This window comes from Nocardioides sp. Bht2, assembly GCF_047308515.1.
Lineage (GTDB): Bacteria > Actinomycetota > Actinomycetes > Propionibacteriales > Nocardioidaceae > Nocardioides.
The window spans coordinates 49,587-68,399 of record NZ_JBLBWI010000006.1; the positions used below are offsets into that span (position 1 = coordinate 49,587).

Below are 18,813 nucleotides of genomic sequence, written 5' to 3' on the forward strand. Positions count from 1 at the left end.
AGCTACAGGACCAGCGGCAGGTCGCCCGGGCGGGCGTTGAAGAGACGCAGCGACGACATCGACTCGCTGCCCTCGCCGCCCGGGTAGTGGCTGATCACGCTGACCGATGCCGGACTGAGCTCCATCCGGTAGACCGACTCCAGCGGTGCGCCCAGCGCGCTGCCGACCATGATCTTGATCGGCGTCACGTGCGAGACCACGACGATGGTCCGCCCGGCGTGCTCCGCGAGCACCCGGTTCAGGCCGCCGAGGACCCGGCCCTCGACGTCGCGGAACGACTCGCCGCCGGCCGGAGCCACCTCCAGCGACCCCAACCAGGCCTTCATCTCCGCGGGGCGCTGTTCGGCGACCTCGGCGAAGGTGAGGCCGTCCCATTCGCCGAACTCCATCTCCGCGAAGGCGTTCTCCACCTCCGCCCGATGGCCGATCTCGGCGCCGATGATCTCGGCGGTCTCGATCGTGCGCAGGACCGGCGAGGTGAGCACCGCGTCGATCCTGTCGGCTGCGGCCTTCAACCACTGACCGGCCTCCCGGGCCTGGTCGCGGCCGGCCTCGGCGAGCGGCGGGTTGGTGCCCCCGATACCGCCGGAGAACCGCTTGTCCAGGGTCAGCGCCGTCACCCCGTGGCGCACCAGCACCAGGGTGGTGGGGGCCGCCGAACCTGCGGACCACCCGCGGCTGCCGCCGTCGGTTCCGGCGGTCTTGCTCACAGGCCCGACTCGTCGGTGCGGACCAGGATCCGGCTGCACTCCTCACACCGCACGACCTCGTCGAGGGGCGTCTTGGTGATCCGGGACAGGTCGGCCGGGTTGAGGGTCAACTGGCACCCCTCGCAACGACGCGCACGGAGCATCGCTGCGCCAACGCCCTGCTTCTCGCGGACCTTCTCGTAGAGGGCCAGCAGATCGGTCGGGATGCTGAAGACCTCGGTGGCGCGCTGCTCGGTGACCTGGTCCAGCTCGACCTGCGCGACCCCGGTCTTCTCGTCGCGGGCACCGACCACGACGGCGATCTCCTCGTCGGTGGTGGTGAGCGCTTCCTGGTACTCGTTGAAGGAGGCCTGGGCCTCCTCGACGCGCTCCATGATCTCCAGCTCGATGTCTTCGAGCGTGTTGATCCGGCGCTCCAGGGAGTCGAGCTCGTGGTTGAGCCGCTCCAGGTCCTTGGGGTTGGTGATCAGGCCCTGGGCGATCCGGCCCTGGTCACGGGTCCGGCGGGTGCGCACCTGCTCGACGTCCTGGTCGGACTTCTTCTGCTCGCGGGTGAGGTCCTCGAGCAGGATGCGAGCGTCGCGCACCTTGGTGTCGAGGTCGGCACGCCGGTGCTGCAGGTCGCTCAGCTGTTGGTGCTCGGGGAGCGCCTTGATCTGGTGGCGGATCTGGGCGATCCGGGCATCGAGCTCAGCAACGTCAAGCAACTTGCGTTGGGCGATCGGGTCGGCTTTCAGCGTCGGCTCCTCGGGTGGAAATTCTTCAGGAATTAATGCGTCCTCAGACGCGGAACGTCCAGGGGTCGGTGCGCACTGCGCTGACCGTGCACTCCACCGTATCGCCCAGGGCGTCGGCGAGCCGCTGGCGGACCACCGGAAGCCAGGTCGACTCGGCCGCCCAGTGGGCGACGTCGATCAACGCGGGGCCGTTCTTCTCCAAGAACTCGGCCGCCGGGTGGTGCCGCAGATCGGAGGTCAGATAGACGTCGACGTCGCTGCCGGCCAGCCGGTCCAGGAGGAAGTCCCCGGCACCGCCGCAGACTGCGACCCGGCTCACCGGACGCTGCGGATCGCCGCCGACCCGGACCCCATGTTCGGTGGCGGGCAACACACCGGCGACGTGCTGCGCGAACTCGGCCAGGGTGGTGGCCGGCACGGTGCCGATCCGCCCGGTTCCGGTGCTCTGTTCGCCGGCGTCGGCCAACTCGACGATGTCGAAGGCCGGCTCCTCGTAGGGGTGGGCGTTGCGCATCGCCACCAGGACCGCGCTGCGCAACCGGCGAGGCACGACCACCTCGATCCGGTCCTCCTCGACGACGGCGATGTCGCCGACCGTGCCGATCGCCGGGTCCGCCCCCGGAAGCGGTCGGAACCGGCCGACGCCGTGCGCCGAGAACGAGCAATGGTCGTAGTCGCCGATCGCGCCGGCCCCGGCCTCGGCCATCGCGGCCCGGACCGGGGCAGCGGCGTCGGTCGGCACGAAGACCACGAACTTGTCCCGTGGCTCGGCCGGCGCCGCGATGATCGGGGTCAGGTCGGTGAGCCCCAATGCCAGCGCCAGCGACTCCGAGACGCCGCTCAGCGCCTGGTCCGCGTTGGTGTGTGCGGTCAGCAGGGCGCAACCACCGGTCGCCAGCGTCTGCAGCGTGCGCCCCTTAGGCGTGGTCGCGGCGACGCTGGTGACCGGCTTCAGGAAGAGCGGGTGGTGGACCACCAACAGATCGGCCTTGGCTGCGACGGCCTCCTCGGCGACCTCCGGGCTCGGATCGACGGCGAAGTGCACCTTGCGCACCGAACGCCCCGGGTCACCGAGCACCAACCCGACGGCGTCCCAACTGTCTGCCGTCGCCGGCGGGTACCACCGATGGAGCAGATCAACCACTTCACCCAACGTCGTCATAGCCGCAACCCTAGTGGGCCAGGTTGATGAGGAGGTTCTCATGGTCCGCTCATCTCCGGCCCACCTGCGGGCCGGAGGATGGCCGCTATGAGCCTGCCGTGGAAGTGGTTGCTGGGTGCCGCAGTCCTGCTTCCGGTGCTCGCCTACGCGGCCGGAGCCGTCGTCGCCGGCAGCGACCGTCCCACCGAACGGACCCCGATCGTGGTCGAGGAGCCCGAGCAGCCCACAGGGCGTCAGCGCGACGACATCCCCGACGAGATCGACGACGACGACTCCGAACCGTCGAAACGGCCCGAGGTCGTGCGACCGGATCCGCGCACCGCGCAGGGCGGCGCCGTCGACAACGACGATGATGATGGTGACGACGACGAGGACGACGCCGACGACGATGATGACGATGACTGAGCCAGCGCTCCGCGGCCTCGCGCCCGCACCGGCGGGAGCAACCCCCTGAGCCACCCCTCCTCCCCCGCAACCGGCGCCCGGCCAGCACGGCCGGGCGTCTCCGTGCGCACCCGGATCACGGCCGCCGTCTCCTTCACCGTCGCCCTCGCCCTGGCCTTGGTCGGCCTGCTGATCTACACCGTCGAATCGGCGCGCCTCAGCGAACGGGCCACGGACCACGCCAGCCAGGAGATCGCCGAGTTCGATCAGCTACGGCGAGGAAGCGACCCGGCGACCGGGGACGCGTTCACCGGATTGGTGCCGCTGTTCCGGCTCTACATCCAACGCAACGTTCCCAACGAGGCAGAGGTGTTGATCGCCTGGTTCGAGAACCGTGCGCCGCTGGTCTCCCTCTCCGACCCGGAGTCGCTGGCCGAGGACCTGGCCCAGAACCCCGCGATCGGCGACGAGATCGAGAGCCGGCTCGATGCGGGCGGGGACGTCCGCGTGGAGACCCGGCATGGCGACGTCCTGGTCACGGTGCAGCCGGTGCAGCACCGTGCATCCGGCGAGGAAGGCGCGCTCGTCGTGCTCACGCTGCTGGAGGTGAGCCGGGCGGACCTCCTCGACCTGCTCCGCACCTACCTGCTGATCGCCCTCGCCTGTTGGGCTCTGATCACGCTGCTGGCGGCCTGGCAGGCCGGGCGTCTGCTCTCCCCCTTGCGCCAGCTCAGCGACACAGCTCGCGAGATCGGTGCCAGCGATCTTTCGCGCCGGATCCCCGAGACCGGCAACGACGACATCACCGAGCTCACCCGCACCGTCAATCAGATGCTCGAGCGCCTGGACTCCACCTTCTCCGAGCAACGCCAGTTCCTCGACGCGGCCGGCCACGAACTGAAGACCCCACTGACCGTGCTCCGCGGACACCTTGAGCTCCTCGACGCCGACGACCCGGCCGAGGTGACCGAGACCAGAGCGCTCCTGATCGACGAGATCGACCGGATGTCGCGCCTGGTCGGCGACCTGATCCTGTTGGCGAAGAGCGCGCGCCCCGACTTCGTCGTCCGCGAGCCGGTCGACCTGCGCAGCCTGACCGCCTCCGTCCTGGCCAAGGCCAGCGCGCTGGCCGACCGCGAGTGGCTCGACGACGGCGGTACCGAGGTCCGGGTCGATCTCGACAGCCAGCGGATCACCCAGGCCCTGCTGCAGTTGGCCGACAACGCGGTGAAGCACACCGGACCGGGCGATCAGATCGCGATCGGCTCAGCGACCTTCACGGACCGGGTCGAACTGTGGGTGCGCGACTCGGGTTCCGGCGTCCCGGAGGCGGACCGGGTGCGGATCTTCGAGCGCTTCGGTCGCAGTCAGGTCCCCGCCGACGACGAGGGCTTCGGTCTGGGGCTCTCCATCGTCCGGGCGATCGCCGAGGCCCACGGCGGCACCTCCCACGTCGAGGACGCCGTCCCGCGTGGCGCACGGTTCGTGATCACCATCCCCAGGAAGGCGGAGGCATGGCCAGCATCTTGATCGTGGAGGACGAAGAACGGATCGCCTCGTTCGTCGCGAAGGGACTGCGCGCGGACGGGCACACCACCACCGTCTGCACGGACGGTCCTTCGGGTCTCGACGAGGCCCTGATGGGCGGTCACGACCTGATGATCCTCGACATCGGACTGCCCGGCCTGGACGGGTTCGAGGTGCTGGCCCAGGCCCGCGCTCAGGGTGCGCGACTCCCGGTGATCGTGCTGACCGCTCGCGACTCGGTGACCGACACGGTCTCGGTGCTCGAAGGGGGCGCGGACGACTACATGCCGAAGCCGTTCCGCTTCGCCGAACTCTCCGCGCGGGTGCGGTTGCGGCTGCGCCAGGCCGGCGAACAGGCAGGCACCGATCAGCTCCTCTCCTCCGGCCGGGTGAGCCTGGACATTCGCACTCGCCAGGCCACCGTCGACGGCCGCGAGGTCGACCTCTCGGCGCGCGAGTTCACGCTACTGGAGATCTTCCTCCTCAACCCACGTCGTGTCCTCTCCCGTGAGCAGTTGCTCGACCACGTGTGGGGCTACGACTTCGACCCCGGCTCCAACGTGGTCGACGTCTATGTGGGGTACCTCCGGAAGAAGGTGGGCGCCGCCGCGATCAGCACCGTGCGCGGCATGGGCTACCGCTACGAGCCCTAGCCCAACCGTCAGGCGTACGCGCCCAACCGTCAGGCGTACGCGCCCAACCGTCAACGCCCAAGCCGGAAGCCCGCCAGGTGACCTCGGGGCAGCCTCGCCAGCACCGGCTCCAGGGCGCCCGCGACGTCGGCAGGTTCCGGTCGCGCCCCGGGCTCCGGAGCCAGGCAGGCGTGGATCACCTTGGCGACCGCGGCGGGTACCTCGTCGGGCAGCTCCGGTGCCGCAGCGGCGAGCTGGGGGAATCTGTCGGTCGCCCGTTCGGCGTCCGGGTCGCCCTCGGCGAACGGCGGAGAGCCGGTCACCGCGTGGTAGAGGGTGGCGCCGAGGCCCCACACGTCGGATGCGGGGCCCGGTACGTGGATCTCGCCCGGTTCACACTGCTCCGGAGCCATGTAGGCGTCGGTGCCGATCAGGTGCCGCAGGTCCGCGGCGTCCTCCGTCCGTCGGGCGACCGACAGGTCGATCAGCCGAGCCGGTGCGCCCATGATCACGTTGCTGGGCTTGATGTCGAGGTGCACGTAGCCGACATGGCGCAAGTAGTGCAGCGCCGCTGCGATGTCGATCGCCAACGGTAGGTACTGGGCTGCCTGAAGCGGTCCGTATCGGCGGACCAGGGTGGAGAGCCGCGGGCCGTCCACCTGTTCCAGGACGACGTGCGGGCGCTCCCCCGCCAACTCGTGACGCAACCCGCGGACGACGACAGGATGGTTGATCTCCGCGAGCGCGGCGACTTCTCGCCGCAGCCCGCGCAGGGTGCTGCGACTCTGCACCTGGTCAGGTCGAACGACCTTGACCACCACCGGCGAGTACGTGATCTCGTCGAATGCCAGGTACGCCTCGTAGGCAGCCCCACCACCGAGAAGCTTGATCGCAGTCAGCTCTTCGGTGATGAGGTCACCCTCGGTGAAGCCCCAGCGCTCTGCGCGGTCGCTCATCGTGTCCTCAGCGGCGCGTGTCGTTGCGCGAGCGGTCGTTGGTCGAGTTGGCAGACCAGTCGCGGATCTCCTTCTTGCCCTGCTTCTTCGCGCCGTCACGGGTCCAGTCGCGGGTCTTGTCACCGCGGCTGCGGTCCCGGTCCCGGCTGACCTTGGTGAAGTTGCTGCGGGTGTGGTCGCGGCTCACCTTGCTGTTGCGGCTGTTCTTGGTGAACCGGCTGCGGGTGTCCTTGGACTTCTTGCTGTCGTCATCGTCGGCGTCGTCGTCATCGACCAGAACCAGCGTGGGTTGGTCGTCCTCGCGCTTCGCGGCCTCGTCGGCCACCGAGACGGTCGGGGTCTGTAGGGCGATCAGGCCGGCGGTGACCAGACCGACGAGTCCGAGTCCACCCAAGGGGATCAGGCGCTTCATGGTGCTTCCTCTCCTTCGCGGCCGCCCGAGCGGCGACCAGCTGTGCTGACAGCACCAGCCTGGTCCGGCGAGGTGAGGTCACCGTGAGGTCGAGATGAGAGTCACCTCATCTCGACCTCAACCGGGTGACGCGATCAGTTGACCTGCTTGCCCTGACCCTCCCAGTAGGGCTGACGCAGCTTGAACTTCTGCAGCTTGCCAGTGGCGGTCCGGGCGAGCTCGGCACGGAATTCGATCGAGGTCGGGGCCTTGTAGCCGGCGGCCTTCTCCTTGCACCAGGCGATCAGCTCGCCCTCGGTCGCCTCGACGCCGGCAGCCAGGACGACCAGCGCCTTGATCGTCTCGCCCCACTTCTCGCTGGGCACACCGATCACCGCGACCTCGGCGACCGCAGGGTGCGAGAAGAGGACGTCCTCGACCTCGATCGAGGAGACGTTCTCGCCACCGGTGATGATCACGTCCTTCTTGCGGTCGCTGATCGTCAGGTAGCCATCGTCGCCTACGACGCCGCCGTCACCGGTGTGGAACCAGCCGCCGGCGAGCGCCTTCTCGGTCTCCTCGGGCTGTTCCCAGTAGCCGGCGAGCACCACGTTGGATCGGGCGAGCACCTCGCCCTCCTCGTTCGTCGTCACGGTGACGCCGAGCGCGGGCGCACCAGCGCGGACCAGCTTGGCGGCGCGCTGCTCGGGCTCCAGGTCGTCCCACTCCGCACGGGTCCGGTTGATGGTGAGCAGCGGCGAGGTCTCGGTGAGGCCGTAGATCTGGATGAACTCCCACCCGAGCTCGGACTCGACCCGGGCCACCGTCTTGGTGGGCGGCGGCGCACCGGCCACGATGATCCGTACCTTGTCGCGACCTGGGATCTCGCCGTCCCACTCCTTCGCGGCCTCGAGGACGGCGGCCACCACGGCAGGCGCGGCGCACATGTAGGTGACACCGTGGTCACGGACCCGGCGGAGGATCTCGGCGCCGTCGATCTTCCGGATCACCACCTGCTTGATCCCCAGGCCGGTGGCGGCGAACGGCATTCCCCAGCCGTTGGCGTGGAACATCGGCAGCGTGTGCAGCAGGACGTCGCGGTCGGTCAGCCCGGCATGCAGCGCGAAGGTGACCGCGTTCACCCAGACGTTGCGGTGGGTGATCTCCACGCCCTTGGGCCGCGCCGTCGTCCCGGAGGTGTAGTTGATGCAGGCGGTGGCGTTCTCGTCCGGCTCCCACTGCTTCGGCGTCGCGCCGGGCGTGGCGAAGAGGTCATCGTCGTTGCCGAGCACGAAACGGTGCTCCGCGGTGACCCCGGCCAACTCCTCGTCGAGCTCGGGATCGACGTAGAGCACCCGAGCACCGGAGTGCTCGACGATGTAGGAGACCTCCTCGGGACGGAGCCGGAAGTTGATCGGCACCAGTACCCGACCGTGCCCGGCGACGCCGAAGAAGGAGGTCAGCAGTCGAGCCGAGTTGTGGGAGACCACGGCAACCCGCTCACCGAAACCGATCCCGAGCTCGTCCAGCTTCGCTGCCTGACGGCGCGCCAACTCGGCCAACTCGGCGTAGCTGGGTTCACCCAAGGACGGCGCCGGCTGATTCGGCTCGTCGATCACGCCTACCCGCTCGCCGTAGACGGCCTCGGCGCGGTTGATGAAGTCAGAAATCCCGAACGGGACGAGCATGTGGTCTCCCTAGTCGCGTACCACCAACAGTGATCACTGAGACCTTAGTCACGCAACCCCCAGCTGGAGGGCAGGAGGCGGGTGCGTTTGCGCCGAACGGCAGCTGGGTTGCGACGAGCGGCGCCAGCGCCCGCAGATCGGCATCGCAGGGCCAATCACGCGCCGACGGCGCCGATCACGTAGTGTTTGCCCGCGTTAGTCCACGCGTCGGTAGCTCAGCGGTAGAGCACCCGGTTTACACCCGGGCGGTCGGCGGTTCGAAACCGTCCCGACGCACTCAGCATTGCCCCCGCGATCGCGGCCCGATCTCGTCGATGGAGATCACCCTTCCGAGATGGTCTCGACAAGCTCGACCGACGGACACAAGCTCGACCGACGGGACCCTCGAACAACGAGCGGAACCACCGCTGATCGAGCTTGTCGAGATCACCTATCAGACGGTCTCGACAAGCTCGATCAGCGGCGAGAAGACCTCCGGAAATGACGTACGGCCGCTGGAGTCTCGGGTCACCAGCGGCCGTACGTCAGTAATCAAAGCACGCGATCCGGCCGTTGTCAGCGGCCATCGCGAAAGTTTGCAGAAAACTGCAGCAACTGGACCAGACCAGTTGCTCAGACCAGGGCCTGCAGTTCCCGCAGATGCTCGTCGAGGTCGCGGCCCTCGGGCATCGCGTTGTGGACCGCCCAGGCGATCCGGCCCTCCTTGTCGAGGATGTAGGTGGAGCGCCGGGCGCATCCCCGCTTCTCGTCGAAGACGTCGAAAGCCCGGGCCACGTCGCCGTGCGGCCAGAAGTCGGAGAGCAGCGGGAAGTTCAGGCCGTCACTGTCAGCGAAGGCGCGCAGGGCGTAGGTCGGGTCGCAGGAGATCGCCAGGACCTCGCTGTCGAAAGTGAGGAACTCCGCGAGCCGGGCCCTGATCCCCGCCATCTCGCCGGTGCACACCCCCGAGAAGGCGAACGGGTAGAAGAAGAGCGCCACCGCCTTCGTACCGCGGTAGGAGGAGAGCGTCACGTCCTGGCCGAACTGGTCGCGCAGGGTGAAGTCCGGGGCGAGATCGCCGACCTTGAGTTCGGTCACGGTGGTCCTGTCCTAGGATTCGCAGAAGTTAGTCGACCAAGGGTTCTCCATGGCTGTCCGTCATCTTCGCATCCTCGCCGTCGCCGCGCTCTCGGGGTCGTTGTTCGGCCTCGCCGCCTGTGGCGCCGACCCGGCAACCCCGAAACCCGAGCCCGCCGTGATGGGCCCGGCGGTGATCCACGCCGAGCCGACGCCGACGCTCTCGCCGCGTGCCGGCGCCCCGACGATGGGCGCCTGCTACCGGTTGAGCGCCGCGGATCTGGCGGCGTCCACGAACGCGTCGTCACCGGTGCCGTGCACGGATCCGCACAACACGATGACGATCCGGGTCGGTCTCTTCCCGACCACGATGAAGCTCACCGAACCCGAGTACGCACAGCGGCTCTGCGCGCGTCGCCTGCCGAAGACGACCGGACTCACCCAAGCGGCGCTCGCCGGCACCATCTTCGCGGCACACTGGTTCGGTCCGAACGCCGACCAGCGTGCGGCCGGCGCCCGCTGGTTCCGCTGCGACATCGTCGCCAAGGTTGACACCGGCACCGGCACCGGCACCAAGCCTCTCCCTCGTACCGCTGCCCCGCTCTTCAACGGCGAGGCGCCCGGCGGCTACGTCCGCTGCGTGCGCCGGACCAAGGGCTCGACGACCGATGCCCGGTACGTCACCTGCGACAAGCCGCACGACTATCGGTGGGCCGGAAGCTTCCAGGCCGCCGGCACCCGGTATCCGGGAGCCGACGGCCTACGCGAACTGGTGGAGGAACGGTGCCCGCGCTACGTGGGCCGCAGCGCGTTCTGGTTCACCCACCCGGTCCGGGCCTCCTGGCGCAACGGCGACCGGACCGTGCACTGCTACCGCCCGACGTCGTGAGCGCCTGACCTGAAGCGTCAGCTGGCCCAGTCGAGGAGTTCGCGCTTGAGGACCTTGCCCGTCGCGTTGCGCGGCAGTTCGTCGATGAAGACGATGTCGCGTGGCACCTTGTAGCGCGCCAGGTTCGCCTTCACCCAGGCCCTGATGTCGTCCTCGCTGACCGGTTCGGCCAGCACCACGAAGGCCCGCAGCCGCTTGCCGAACTCGTCGTCGCTGACGCCGATCGCGGCGACCTCGACCACCGAGTCGTGGCGGGCGATGCAGTCCTCGACCTCCTTGGGGAAGACGTTCTCGCCCCCGGAGACGATCATCTCGTCGTCACGGCCCTCGACGTAGAGGCGCCCGTTGACGTCGAAACGACCGACGTCGCCGGTCGACATCAGACCGTCGTGCAGCTCCTTGTTCCCGCCGCCGGTGTAGCCCTCGAAGAGCATCCCGTTGCCGACGAAGATCCGGCCGGACTCGCCGGGCGGAGCCTCCCGGCCCTGGTCGTCGAGGATCTTGACGACCGTCGCCCACGGCGGGCGCCCGGCACTGCTCGGCGCCTCGCGCAGGTCGCCGGGGTTGGCCACCGAGGCATAGGCGACCTCGGTCGAGCCGTAGATGTTGTAGAGCTTGTCGCCGAACCGGTCCATCCAGGCCAGCGCCAGGTCGCCCGGCATCGCGGACCCGGAGGCGGCGACCAGCTTCACGCTGTCGAGCCGGAACCGGCTCAGGGTCTCCTCGGGCAGGCGCAGCATCCGCTGCAGCATCACCGGGATCACCACCATCGAGTCACAGCGGTGCCGTTCGGTGAGCTCGAGCGCGCTCTCAGGGTCGAAGCGCCGGGTCAGCACCGCCGTCGTGCCCAGCAGCATGCCGAGCGCGAGGTTGCCGTAACCCCAGGTGTGGAAGAGCGGCGCAGCGATGTGACTGCGCCAGCCGTACTGCAACGGCAGTCGCGACAGGAGCGCCACCGCGGCGTCGATGCCCGCCTCGCTGCGCGGCGCCCCCTTGGGGGTGCCGGTGGTGCCCGAGGTCAGGATCACCACCCGGCCGTGCCGCTTGGCCGGCTTGAGGTCGGTGACCGGACCAGCCTTGATCAGCTGCTCCAGCGTGATCCGGTCGCCGTCCGCGTCGGAGTCGGTCCAGGCGATGACGTGCCGGCCGATCGGAGCGCCTGCCAGAAGCCCGGCGAACTCCTCGTCGTAGATCACCAGGTGCGGCTTCTCGCGGTCCAGAACCTCGCGGAGTTGGGGCCCGGCGAAGGCGGTGTTCAGGTAGAGCGCATCCGCGCCCAGCTTCGCCGTGGCCAGGCTGGCGTCGACGAATCCGCGGTGGTTGCGGCACATGATGGCCACCCCGTCGCCCTCACGGACGCCGAGCGCAGCCAGCTGGTGCGCAAGCGCGTTGCTGCGCTCGTGCACCTGGCGAAAGGTCAGTTCGCCCAGGTCATCGATGATCCCGACCCGGTCGGGGTGACGCGCCGCGAGGCTGGTGAACCCACCGGCAGGGCCGGTCCCCCAACGCACCACGACACTCGCCACTTTGGCCAAGGTCACGGGAGAGTAGGGCCTGATCACCCCCGCCTTGCCCAGGACGCGCAACGATGTCGCGCCCGTACTCAACTTCTGTTTGACCCTGCCCATGCCGTTGGTTCCTTCCAGCGGTTGCCATCAATGGCGGAGCAGTCAGCGCGCCGCCTTAGGGGCAACGAGCCGAGTGGCGACCCAGTCACGGCTGACCGCTGCTGTCGTCGTCTGCGACAGTCCGGCGATCGGTGCCGATTCAGCGATCTCCGCTGGGTCGACTGCTCCGGGACGCCCAACCTTGGGCGTCAGCAGCCAGATCAGGCCGCCTTCCGCCAGATCAGCCAGTGAGTCGACCAGAGCGTCGACGAGGTCCCCGTCGTCAGCTCTCCACCACAGAAGCACGGCGTCAACGACGTTCCCGTAGGAGTCGTCGACCATGTCCGCATCGATCGTGTCCTCGACGGCGACCCGTAGATCGTCGTCAGTGTCGGCGTCCCAGCCGAGCTCTTGAACGACCATGCCTGGCTTGATGCTCAGCCGGGCCGAAGGCCCGTCTTGCTGGGCGGCTGCGCCGCCCGTGGTGGAACTCAACTGAATCCTCCAGTCCAAAGGGGAAAAGAAATCGTGACCGTAGTCCACTAGAACTCAATGCCTGAGCGCAACCCCACGGGCCGTTTCGCTGTACTGACCGGTAGATTTTTTCCATTTCTTCGGCGTGGGACGATAACTTGCGTGACCGATTCCACCACCCCTGCGAGTCCACCCAAGGCACCCGTCATCCACGAGGGCCTCCCCACCCAGCTTCCCGACATCGACCCGGAAGAAACTGCGGACTGGCTGGACTCATTCGATGCCATGATCGAGGGGCGCGGCCGTGACCGCGCCCGCTACGTGATGCTGCGCCTGCTCGAACGCGCACGGCAGCGTCAGGTCGGCGTGCCGGCTCTTCGTAGCACCGACTTCATCAACACCATCCCCCCAGAACGCGAACCCTGGTTCCCCGGCGATGAGGACATCGAACGCCGGATCCGGGCGTTCATCCGCTGGAATGCGGCGGTGATGGTCTCGGACGCCAACCGGCCCGGACTCGAAGTGGGCGGCCATATCGCCACCTACCAGTCGAGTGCGTCCCTCTACGAAGTCGGCTTCAACCACTTCTTCCGGGGTAAGGACCACCCCGGAGGTGGCGATCAGATCTTCATCCAGGGCCATGCCTCCCCCGGCATTTATGCCCGCGCCTTCTTGGAAGGCCGCCTCACCGAGCAGCAGCTCATCCACTTCCGCCAGGAGGTGCAGCACGGTGTCGGTGCCGGGCTCTCCTCCTACCCGCACCCGCGATTGATGCCGGAGTTCTGGGAGTTCCCGACAGTCTCGATGGGTCTGACCGGGATCAACTCGATCTATCAGGCGCGGTTCAACCGCTACCTGCACAACCGTGGCATCAAGGACACCAGCCAGCAGCGCACCTGGGCCTTCCTCGGCGACGGCGAGATGGCGGAGCCCGAGTCGCTCGGTGCGATCCGGATCGCAGCCCGCGAAGAGCTCGACAACCTGACCTGGGTGATCAACTGCAACCTGCAGCAGCTCGACGGCCCGGTGACCGGCAACGGCAAGATCATCCAGGAACTGGAGTCGAACTTCCGTGGTGCCGGCTGGAACGTGATCAAGGTCGTCTGGGGCCGCGAATGGGATGACCTCCTTGCCCGCGACATGGACGGCGTCCTGGTCAACAAGATGAACTCCACCCCCGACGGCCAGTTCCAGACCTTCTCGGTCGAGGGCGGCGCCTTCAACCGCGAGCACTTCTTCGGGCCCGACCCGCGGCTGCGCAAGATGGTCGAGCACATGAGCGACCTGCAGATCGAGAAGCTGCCGCGTGGTGGCCACGACTACCGCAAGGTGTACGCCGCCTTCGACGCCGCCTCCAAGCACGTCGGCCAGCCGACCGTGATCCTGGCGCACACCGTCAAGGGTTGGACGATCGACTCGCTGGAGGGCAAGAACGCCACCCACCAGATGAAGAAGCTCAAGCTTCCCGACCTGCTGAAGTTCCGCGACCGACTCCGGTTGCCGATGAGCGACCGCGACATCAAGGAGGCCTACGAGACCTCCGGTACCGCGCCGTTCTTCCACCCCGGCGCCGACTCCCCCGAGATCGAGTACATGATGGAGCGGCGTCGCTCGCTGGGTGGCTCGCTGCCGCAGCGGATCGACCGGGCCACCCCGCTCACCCTGCCGCCGGCCAAGGTCTACGACTCCATCAAGCAGGGCTCGGGCAACAACAAGATCGCCACCACGATGGCGATCGTCCGGCTGCTCAAGGACTGGATGAAGGACCCGGAGATCGGCAAGCGGATCGTGCCGATCGCACCCGACGAGTACCGGACCTTCGGTATGGACGCGATGTTCCCGACGGCCAAGGTCTACAACCCGGGAGGCCAGCGCTACGAGTCGGTGGACCGCAAGCTTCTCCTTGCCTACAAGGAGTCCGAGCAGGGACAGATGCTGCACGAGGGCATCTCCGAGGCCGGCGCGATGGCCTCGGCCACCGCGGCGGGCTCTGCGTACTCGACGCACGGCGAGCACATGATCCCGTTCTACATCTTCTACTCGATGTTCGGGTTCCAGCGGACCGGCGACTCGATCTGGGCGATGGCCGACCAGTTGGCCCGCGGCTTCCTGGTCGGTGCCACCGCGGGTCGCACCACGCTGACCGGTGAGGGCCTGCAGCACGCGGACGGCCACTCGCCGCTGCTGGCTGCGACCAACCCTGCCGTCGTCCACTACGACCCGGCATTCGCCTACGAGCTCGCGCACATCATGGAGTCCGGCCTCAACCGGATGTACGGCGCGACGCCCGAAGACGTGATCTTCTACCTAACCGTCTACAACGAGCCGGTCTCGCAGCCGGCCGAGCCGGAGAGCGTCGACGTGCAGGGCATCCTGCGCGGCATCCACCAGGTCACCGCGACCGACACCGCCGGGCCCCGGGTCCGCCTGCTCGGCTCGGGTATCTCGTTCCCGTGGGTGGTGGAGGCTCAGCAGATCCTGGCCGAGGAGTACGGCATCGGTGCCGACACCTTCTCGGTGACGTCGTGGAACGAGTTGGCCCGCGACGCCGTCGCCGCCGAGCAGTGGAACCTGCTCAACCCCGGCGAGGAGCCGCGGACCGCCTACATCGCGGACCGGCTCGCCGGTGGCAGCGGCCCCGTGGTGGCGGTCTCGGACTTCCAGCGTGCGGTCCCACTGCAGATCGCCCGCTGGGTCCCCGCCGACTACCGGGTCCTGGGTGCGGACGGCTTCGGCTTCGCCGACACCCGTCCGGCCGCACGGCGCTTCTTCAACATCGACGCCGCCTCGATCGTGGTCCAGGCGTTGCAGGCTCTCGCCGACGCAGGCGAGATCTCCCGCGACGTCGTCACCGACGCGTTCAAGAAGCTGCGGATCGATGACCCGACGGCCGTCGCCGGCATCCTCCAGGAGGGCGGCGACGCCTGACCACCACCGAGGACGTCATACGAACCGAGGGCCCACTCTCACCGTTCGTATGACGTCCTCGGCCATTTCCGGGCGAACGCCTTCCACACCGAGGGACCCGCTGCCACACTCCGCATGACGTCGCTCCGGAGCGCAGCGATAGCCTCGAGGTGTGTCCGAGCCGAACGATTCCTCGCGCGCCGAGGCCAGCGCCATCCTGCTGCGCGCGGTCGGGCCGCTGAGTTCGGCCACGATGGCCCGGATCGAGGCCGACAAGAACTGGTTCGACGCACTCTCGGCCGAGGACCGCTCCTGGGTCGGCATGGTCGCCCAAGCGGGAATCCGTGCTTTCATCTCCTGGTACCAACGCCATGAGGACTCCTGGGAGGTCTCCGCCGAGAAGGACGCCGGGATCGCCACCGAGGTCTTCGGAGCCGCGCCGCGCGACCTGGCCGGCGTGGTCAACCTGCAACAGACCGTCGAACTGATCCGGCTCACCATCGACGTCGTCGAGCAGAGCCTCGACGACCTGCTCGGCCCGGAGCGCGCAGCGCCGGTCCATGCCGGGGTACTCCGCTACAGCCGCGAACTCGCCTTCGCCACCGCCGACGTCTACGCCCGCGCCGCCGAGGCGCGTGGCGCCTGGGACGCCCGCCTGGAGGCGCTCGTCGTCGACTCGGTCTTCCGCGCCGAACCCGACGAGACCTTGCTCTCGCGGGCCAGCGCCCTCGGCTGGCGCAGCGCCAACTCGGTCGCCGTCGTGCTCGGCGGCGCCGGCGACGGCCCGCAGGTCGACGCCTTCGACCGGATCCGGAGGCTCGCCCGGGAACGGGCCACCGACGTACTCTGCGCCGTCCAGGGCGACCGGATGGTGGTGGTCCTCGGCGGTGTCGAGGACGCCGCTCAGGTGGCGACGGCGATCAGCGGCCAGTTCGCGCCCGGCCCGGTCGTCCTGGGCCCGGTCGCCCCGGACCTGCCCCGGGCCCACCTCTCGGCTCGGGCCGCGATCGCGGCCTACCGGGTAGCAAGCGCCTGGCCGGCCGCCCCGCGCCCGGTCTCGGCCGAGGACCTGCTGCCCGAACGGGCGCTCTCCGGGGACTCGCTGGCCCGGGAGCGTCTGATCGCCGAGGTCTTCGATGTCCTGGTCGGCGCACGCGGCACCCTGATCGAGACGCTGGACGCCTACTTCGCGCATGGCTCGTCGGTGGAGGCGACCGGACGGTCGCTCTTCGTGCACCCCAACACGGTCCGCTACCGACTCCGCCAGGTGGCCGATCTCACAGGGCTCTCCCCCACCCAGGCGCGCGATGCCTACACCCTCGCGATCGCCCTGACCCTGGGCAGATTGAGCCTGGCGGGCACTTGGGGCCAACTCTCCACCAACAGCACGGGACCAGAAACCGACGAGTAACCCCTCTTTTGTTAGAACCCTACAAAGAATCGCCCGTTCTTTTCGTGCGTGGCGTGCTCACGTGCAGGGGACCTGACAAGGCAGGCTGGTGTTGTGCTCGTCATCGTCGCTCCCGGTCAAGGTGCTCAAACTCCCGGCTTCCTCAAGCCCTGGCTCGAAGACCCGATCTTCGCCTCGCGCTTCGAGTGGCTCTCCACGGTCGCCGGTGTCGACCTGGTGCAACACGGCACCGTCTCCGACGCCGAGACCATCCGGCAGACCCAGATCGCCCAGCCGCTGCTGGTCGCCAGCGGCCTCGTCGCCGCCCTCGCCCTCTTCCCGCACCCGACCGACGCGTTCGGCCGGATCGGTGCCGTTGCCGGCCATAGCGTGGGCGAACTCGCCGCCGCTGCCGGCGCCCGGGTGATCACCGCCGAGCAGGCGATGGTCCTGGTCCGCGAACGCGGCCTGGCGATGGCCGCCGCGGCCGAGCGAACCCCGACCGGGATGACCGCCATCCTCGGCGGCGACCGCGAAGAGGTGCTCGCCACGATCGAGCGCCACGGCCTCACCCCGGCCAACGACAACGGCCCCGGCCAGATCGTCGCCGCAGGCACGATGGCCCAACTCGCCGCCCTCGCCGAGGACGCCCCGGCCAAGGCCCGGCTCACCCCGCTCTCGGTCGCCGGCGCCTTCCACACCCAGCACATGGCTCCCGCCGTCGACCGGATGGCCGAACTGGCCCGCTCGGTCTCGGTCCACGACCCGCGCACCATGGTCATCTCCAACGCCGACGGCAAGGTCGTCCACGACGGCCGCGAGGTGCTGGCCCGGATCGTCGGCCAGATCTCCCGCCCGGTTCGCTGGGACCTCTGCATGGAGACCATGCGCGACCTCGGCGTCACCGGCATCCTGGAGATGCCGCCGGCCGGCGTGCTCACCGGTATCGCCAAGCGGAACCTCAAGGGTGTCGAAACCTTCGCGCTCAAGACCCCCGACCAGCTCGACGACGCCCGCGCCTTCGTGGAGCGCCACGGCGACCCGAGCCCGATCGACTCCACCCCCACCTGGCGGATGGTGGTCAGCCCGATCAAGGGCACCTGGCACCTCGACGAGGCGGCCGGCGCCGCGACCGTCCTGGACACCAACACCACCATCGGCTCGGTCGCCAGCCTCCGCGACCGGACGCCGGTCCTGGCCCCGCACGGCGGCACCGTCGTCGAGTGGCTGGTCGAGGACGGCGACCTGGTCTCCCCCGGTCAGCCCCTGCTCCGCCTGCACCCGACCGGCGGCGCCGCATGAGCGGTTCGCCCCACGCCCGCATCCTCGGGGTCGGTGCCTACCGTCCCCGCCGCGTGGTGCCGAACTCCGAGGTGGTCGGCGGGATCGACTCGAGCGACGAGTGGATCCAGCAACGCTCCGGTATCCGTGAACGCCGTTTCGCCTCCGAGGACGAGACCGTCGTCGCCATGTCGGTCGAGGCGAGCCGGGGAGCCCTGGCCCAGGCCGGCATCGAGGCCGACCAGATCGACTGTGTAGTGGTCGCCACAGTCAGCCACTTCCTGCAGACCCCGTCCGCGGCAGCGTTGATCGCCCACGAGCTCGGCGCCGGTGCGCCGGCAGCGTTCGACATCTCCGCCGCCTGCGCGGGCTTCTGCCACGGCGTCGCCCTCGCCTCGGACATGATCCGCGGCGGCTCCGCCCGCAACGTCCTGGTCGTCGGCGTCGAGCGGCTCTCCGACATCACCAGCCCCAACGACCGCGGCACCGCCTTCATCTTCGCCGACGGCGCCGGTGCGGTCGTGGTCGGTCCGTCCGAGGAACCCGCGATCTCGCCGGTCGTCTGGGGCTCGGACGGTGCCCAGTCCGACCTGATCCGGCAGAACACCGACTGGCGCGACGCCGTCAACGCCAAGGACGGCGAGATGCCGCACCTGGTGATGGAAGGCGCTGCCGTCTTCCGGTGGGCCTCCTTCGAGATGGCCAAGGTGGCTCAGGAGACCCTGGCCAAGGCCGGACTCACCGTCGACGATCTCGACGTCTTCATCCCGCACCAGGCCAACGACCGGATCACCAGCGCGATGGCCCGCACCCTGAAGCTGCCGGAGCGGGTCAAGATCGCCCGCGACATCGCGGTCCAGGGCAACACCTCGGCGGCATCGGTCCCGCTGGCACTTGCCAGGATGATCGAGACCGGCGAAGCCAAATCCGGCGACCGAGCCCTGCTGATCGCCTTCGGCGCGGGGCTCGCCTACGCCGCTCAGGTCGTCACCCTTCCCTGACGACTCCCCCGATTCACCCAA

At 68.9% G+C, this 18,813-nt stretch carries 17 protein-coding genes and 1 tRNA gene; 9 read left to right on the forward strand and 9 right to left on the reverse strand.

The features are described from left to right. Nucleotides 1–2: 2 nt before the first annotated feature. The 3 genes from ACLM5J_RS10185 to ACLM5J_RS10195 form a co-directional block, all read right to left on the reverse strand. The gene (locus ACLM5J_RS10185) at nucleotides 3–710 is read right to left on the reverse strand and encodes a histidine phosphatase family protein (RefSeq protein WP_413656299.1); all 708 of its coding nucleotides are present in this window, start codon (nucleotides 708–710) and stop codon (nucleotides 3–5) included. After that, nucleotides 707–1,417 (reverse strand): zinc ribbon domain-containing protein, encoded by a 711-nt coding sequence (locus ACLM5J_RS10190; RefSeq protein WP_413656300.1) that lies wholly within the window; start codon nucleotides 1,415–1,417, stop codon nucleotides 707–709. Before ACLM5J_RS10190 ends, ACLM5J_RS10185 begins: the two co-directional genes overlap by 4 nt. Nucleotides 1,418–1,490: 73 nt before the next feature. Next, on the reverse strand, nucleotides 1,491–2,609 hold the full coding sequence (locus tag ACLM5J_RS10195) for a Nif3-like dinuclear metal center hexameric protein (protein WP_413656301.1): 1,119 nt from the start codon (nucleotides 2,607–2,609) through the stop codon (nucleotides 1,491–1,493). An 87-nt stretch (nucleotides 2,610–2,696) separates the two neighbouring features. On the opposite strand from ACLM5J_RS10195, the gene ACLM5J_RS10200 reads away from it, so the two are divergent. From ACLM5J_RS10200 to ACLM5J_RS10210, 3 genes are all read left to right on the forward strand, one after another. Further along, entirely contained in the window at nucleotides 2,697–3,014 is a 318-nt protein-coding gene (locus tag ACLM5J_RS10200) for a hypothetical protein (RefSeq protein ID WP_413656302.1), read from the forward strand. 102 nt (nucleotides 3,015–3,116) lie between these two features. After that, a complete protein-coding gene (locus ACLM5J_RS10205; protein ID WP_413656303.1) occupies nucleotides 3,117–4,523 on the forward strand; it encodes a sensor histidine kinase in 1,407 nt (468 codons plus the stop codon). After that, nucleotides 4,508–5,173 (forward strand): response regulator transcription factor, encoded by a 666-nt coding sequence (locus tag ACLM5J_RS10210; RefSeq protein WP_413656304.1) that lies wholly within the window; start codon nucleotides 4,508–4,510, stop codon nucleotides 5,171–5,173. The genes ACLM5J_RS10205 and ACLM5J_RS10210 overlap by 16 nt, the downstream gene beginning before the upstream one ends. A 50-nt stretch (nucleotides 5,174–5,223) precedes the next feature. Here ACLM5J_RS10210 and ACLM5J_RS10215 read toward each other — a convergent pair whose 3' ends face one another. The 3 genes from ACLM5J_RS10215 to ACLM5J_RS10225 all read right to left on the reverse strand — a co-directional run bounded on the left by ACLM5J_RS10215 (nucleotide 5,224) and on the right by ACLM5J_RS10225 (nucleotide 8,187). Beyond that, a complete protein-coding gene (locus ACLM5J_RS10215; RefSeq protein WP_413656305.1) occupies nucleotides 5,224–6,108 on the reverse strand; it encodes a serine/threonine-protein kinase in 885 nt (294 codons plus the stop codon). Between the two features lie 7 nt (nucleotides 6,109–6,115). Then, on the reverse strand, nucleotides 6,116–6,520 hold the full coding sequence (locus tag ACLM5J_RS10220) for a hypothetical protein (protein ID WP_413656306.1): 405 nt from the start codon (nucleotides 6,518–6,520) through the stop codon (nucleotides 6,116–6,118). A gap of 134 nt (nucleotides 6,521–6,654) precedes the next feature. Then, on the reverse strand, nucleotides 6,655–8,187 hold the full coding sequence (locus ACLM5J_RS10225; RefSeq protein WP_413656307.1) for an AMP-binding protein: 1,533 nt from the start codon (nucleotides 8,185–8,187) through the stop codon (nucleotides 6,655–6,657). Nucleotides 8,188–8,391: 204 nt separating this feature from the next. On the opposite strand from ACLM5J_RS10225, the gene ACLM5J_RS10230 reads away from it, so the two are divergent. Further along, nucleotides 8,392–8,463: transfer RNA gene (locus tag ACLM5J_RS10230), tRNA-Val, on the forward strand. Nucleotides 8,464–8,799: 336 nt separating this feature from the next. On the opposite strand, the gene ACLM5J_RS10235 is transcribed toward ACLM5J_RS10230, so the two are convergent. Further along, nucleotides 8,800–9,264, reverse strand: a complete 465-nt coding sequence (locus ACLM5J_RS10235) for a peroxiredoxin (RefSeq protein ID WP_413656308.1) — start codon at nucleotides 9,262–9,264, stop codon at nucleotides 8,800–8,802. A 49-nt stretch (nucleotides 9,265–9,313) separates the two neighbouring features. Between ACLM5J_RS10235 and ACLM5J_RS10240 the strand changes: the two genes are divergently transcribed. After that, a complete protein-coding gene (locus ACLM5J_RS10240; RefSeq protein WP_413656309.1) occupies nucleotides 9,314–10,132 on the forward strand; it encodes a septum formation family protein in 819 nt (272 codons plus the stop codon). A gap of 17 nt (nucleotides 10,133–10,149) precedes the next feature. Here ACLM5J_RS10240 and ACLM5J_RS10245 read toward each other — a convergent pair whose 3' ends face one another. Both ACLM5J_RS10245 and ACLM5J_RS10250 read right to left on the reverse strand, forming a co-directional pair. After that, on the reverse strand, nucleotides 10,150–11,760 hold the full coding sequence (locus ACLM5J_RS10245) for an AMP-binding protein (RefSeq protein ID WP_413656310.1): 1,611 nt from the start codon (nucleotides 11,758–11,760) through the stop codon (nucleotides 10,150–10,152). Between the two features lie 42 nt (nucleotides 11,761–11,802). Then, nucleotides 11,803–12,234 (reverse strand): DUF3052 domain-containing protein, encoded by a 432-nt coding sequence (locus ACLM5J_RS10250; protein WP_413656311.1) that lies wholly within the window; start codon nucleotides 12,232–12,234, stop codon nucleotides 11,803–11,805. A 141-nt stretch (nucleotides 12,235–12,375) separates the two neighbouring features. On the opposite strand from ACLM5J_RS10250, the gene aceE reads away from it, so the two are divergent. The 4 genes from aceE (at nucleotide 12,376) to ACLM5J_RS10270 (ending at nucleotide 18,792) form a co-directional block, all read left to right on the forward strand. Further along, nucleotides 12,376–15,141 carry a pyruvate dehydrogenase (acetyl-transferring), homodimeric type gene (gene aceE / locus ACLM5J_RS10255; RefSeq protein WP_413656312.1) on the forward strand — a complete coding sequence of 922 codons (2,766 nt, stop codon included), beginning with the start codon at nucleotides 12,376–12,378 and terminating at the stop codon, nucleotides 15,139–15,141. Between the two features lie 151 nt (nucleotides 15,142–15,292). After that, entirely contained in the window at nucleotides 15,293–16,531 is a 1,239-nt protein-coding gene (locus ACLM5J_RS10260) for a PucR family transcriptional regulator (RefSeq protein ID WP_413656313.1), read from the forward strand. 93 nt (nucleotides 16,532–16,624) lie between these two features. Then, the gene (locus tag ACLM5J_RS10265; RefSeq protein WP_413656314.1) at nucleotides 16,625–17,812 is read left to right on the forward strand and encodes an acyltransferase domain-containing protein; all 1,188 of its coding nucleotides are present in this window, start codon (nucleotides 16,625–16,627) and stop codon (nucleotides 17,810–17,812) included. Further along, nucleotides 17,809–18,792 carry a beta-ketoacyl-ACP synthase III gene (locus tag ACLM5J_RS10270; protein ID WP_413656315.1) on the forward strand — a complete coding sequence of 328 codons (984 nt, stop codon included), beginning with the start codon at nucleotides 17,809–17,811 and terminating at the stop codon, nucleotides 18,790–18,792. Before ACLM5J_RS10265 ends, ACLM5J_RS10270 begins: the two co-directional genes overlap by 4 nt. Nucleotides 18,793–18,813 lie beyond the last annotated feature (21 nt).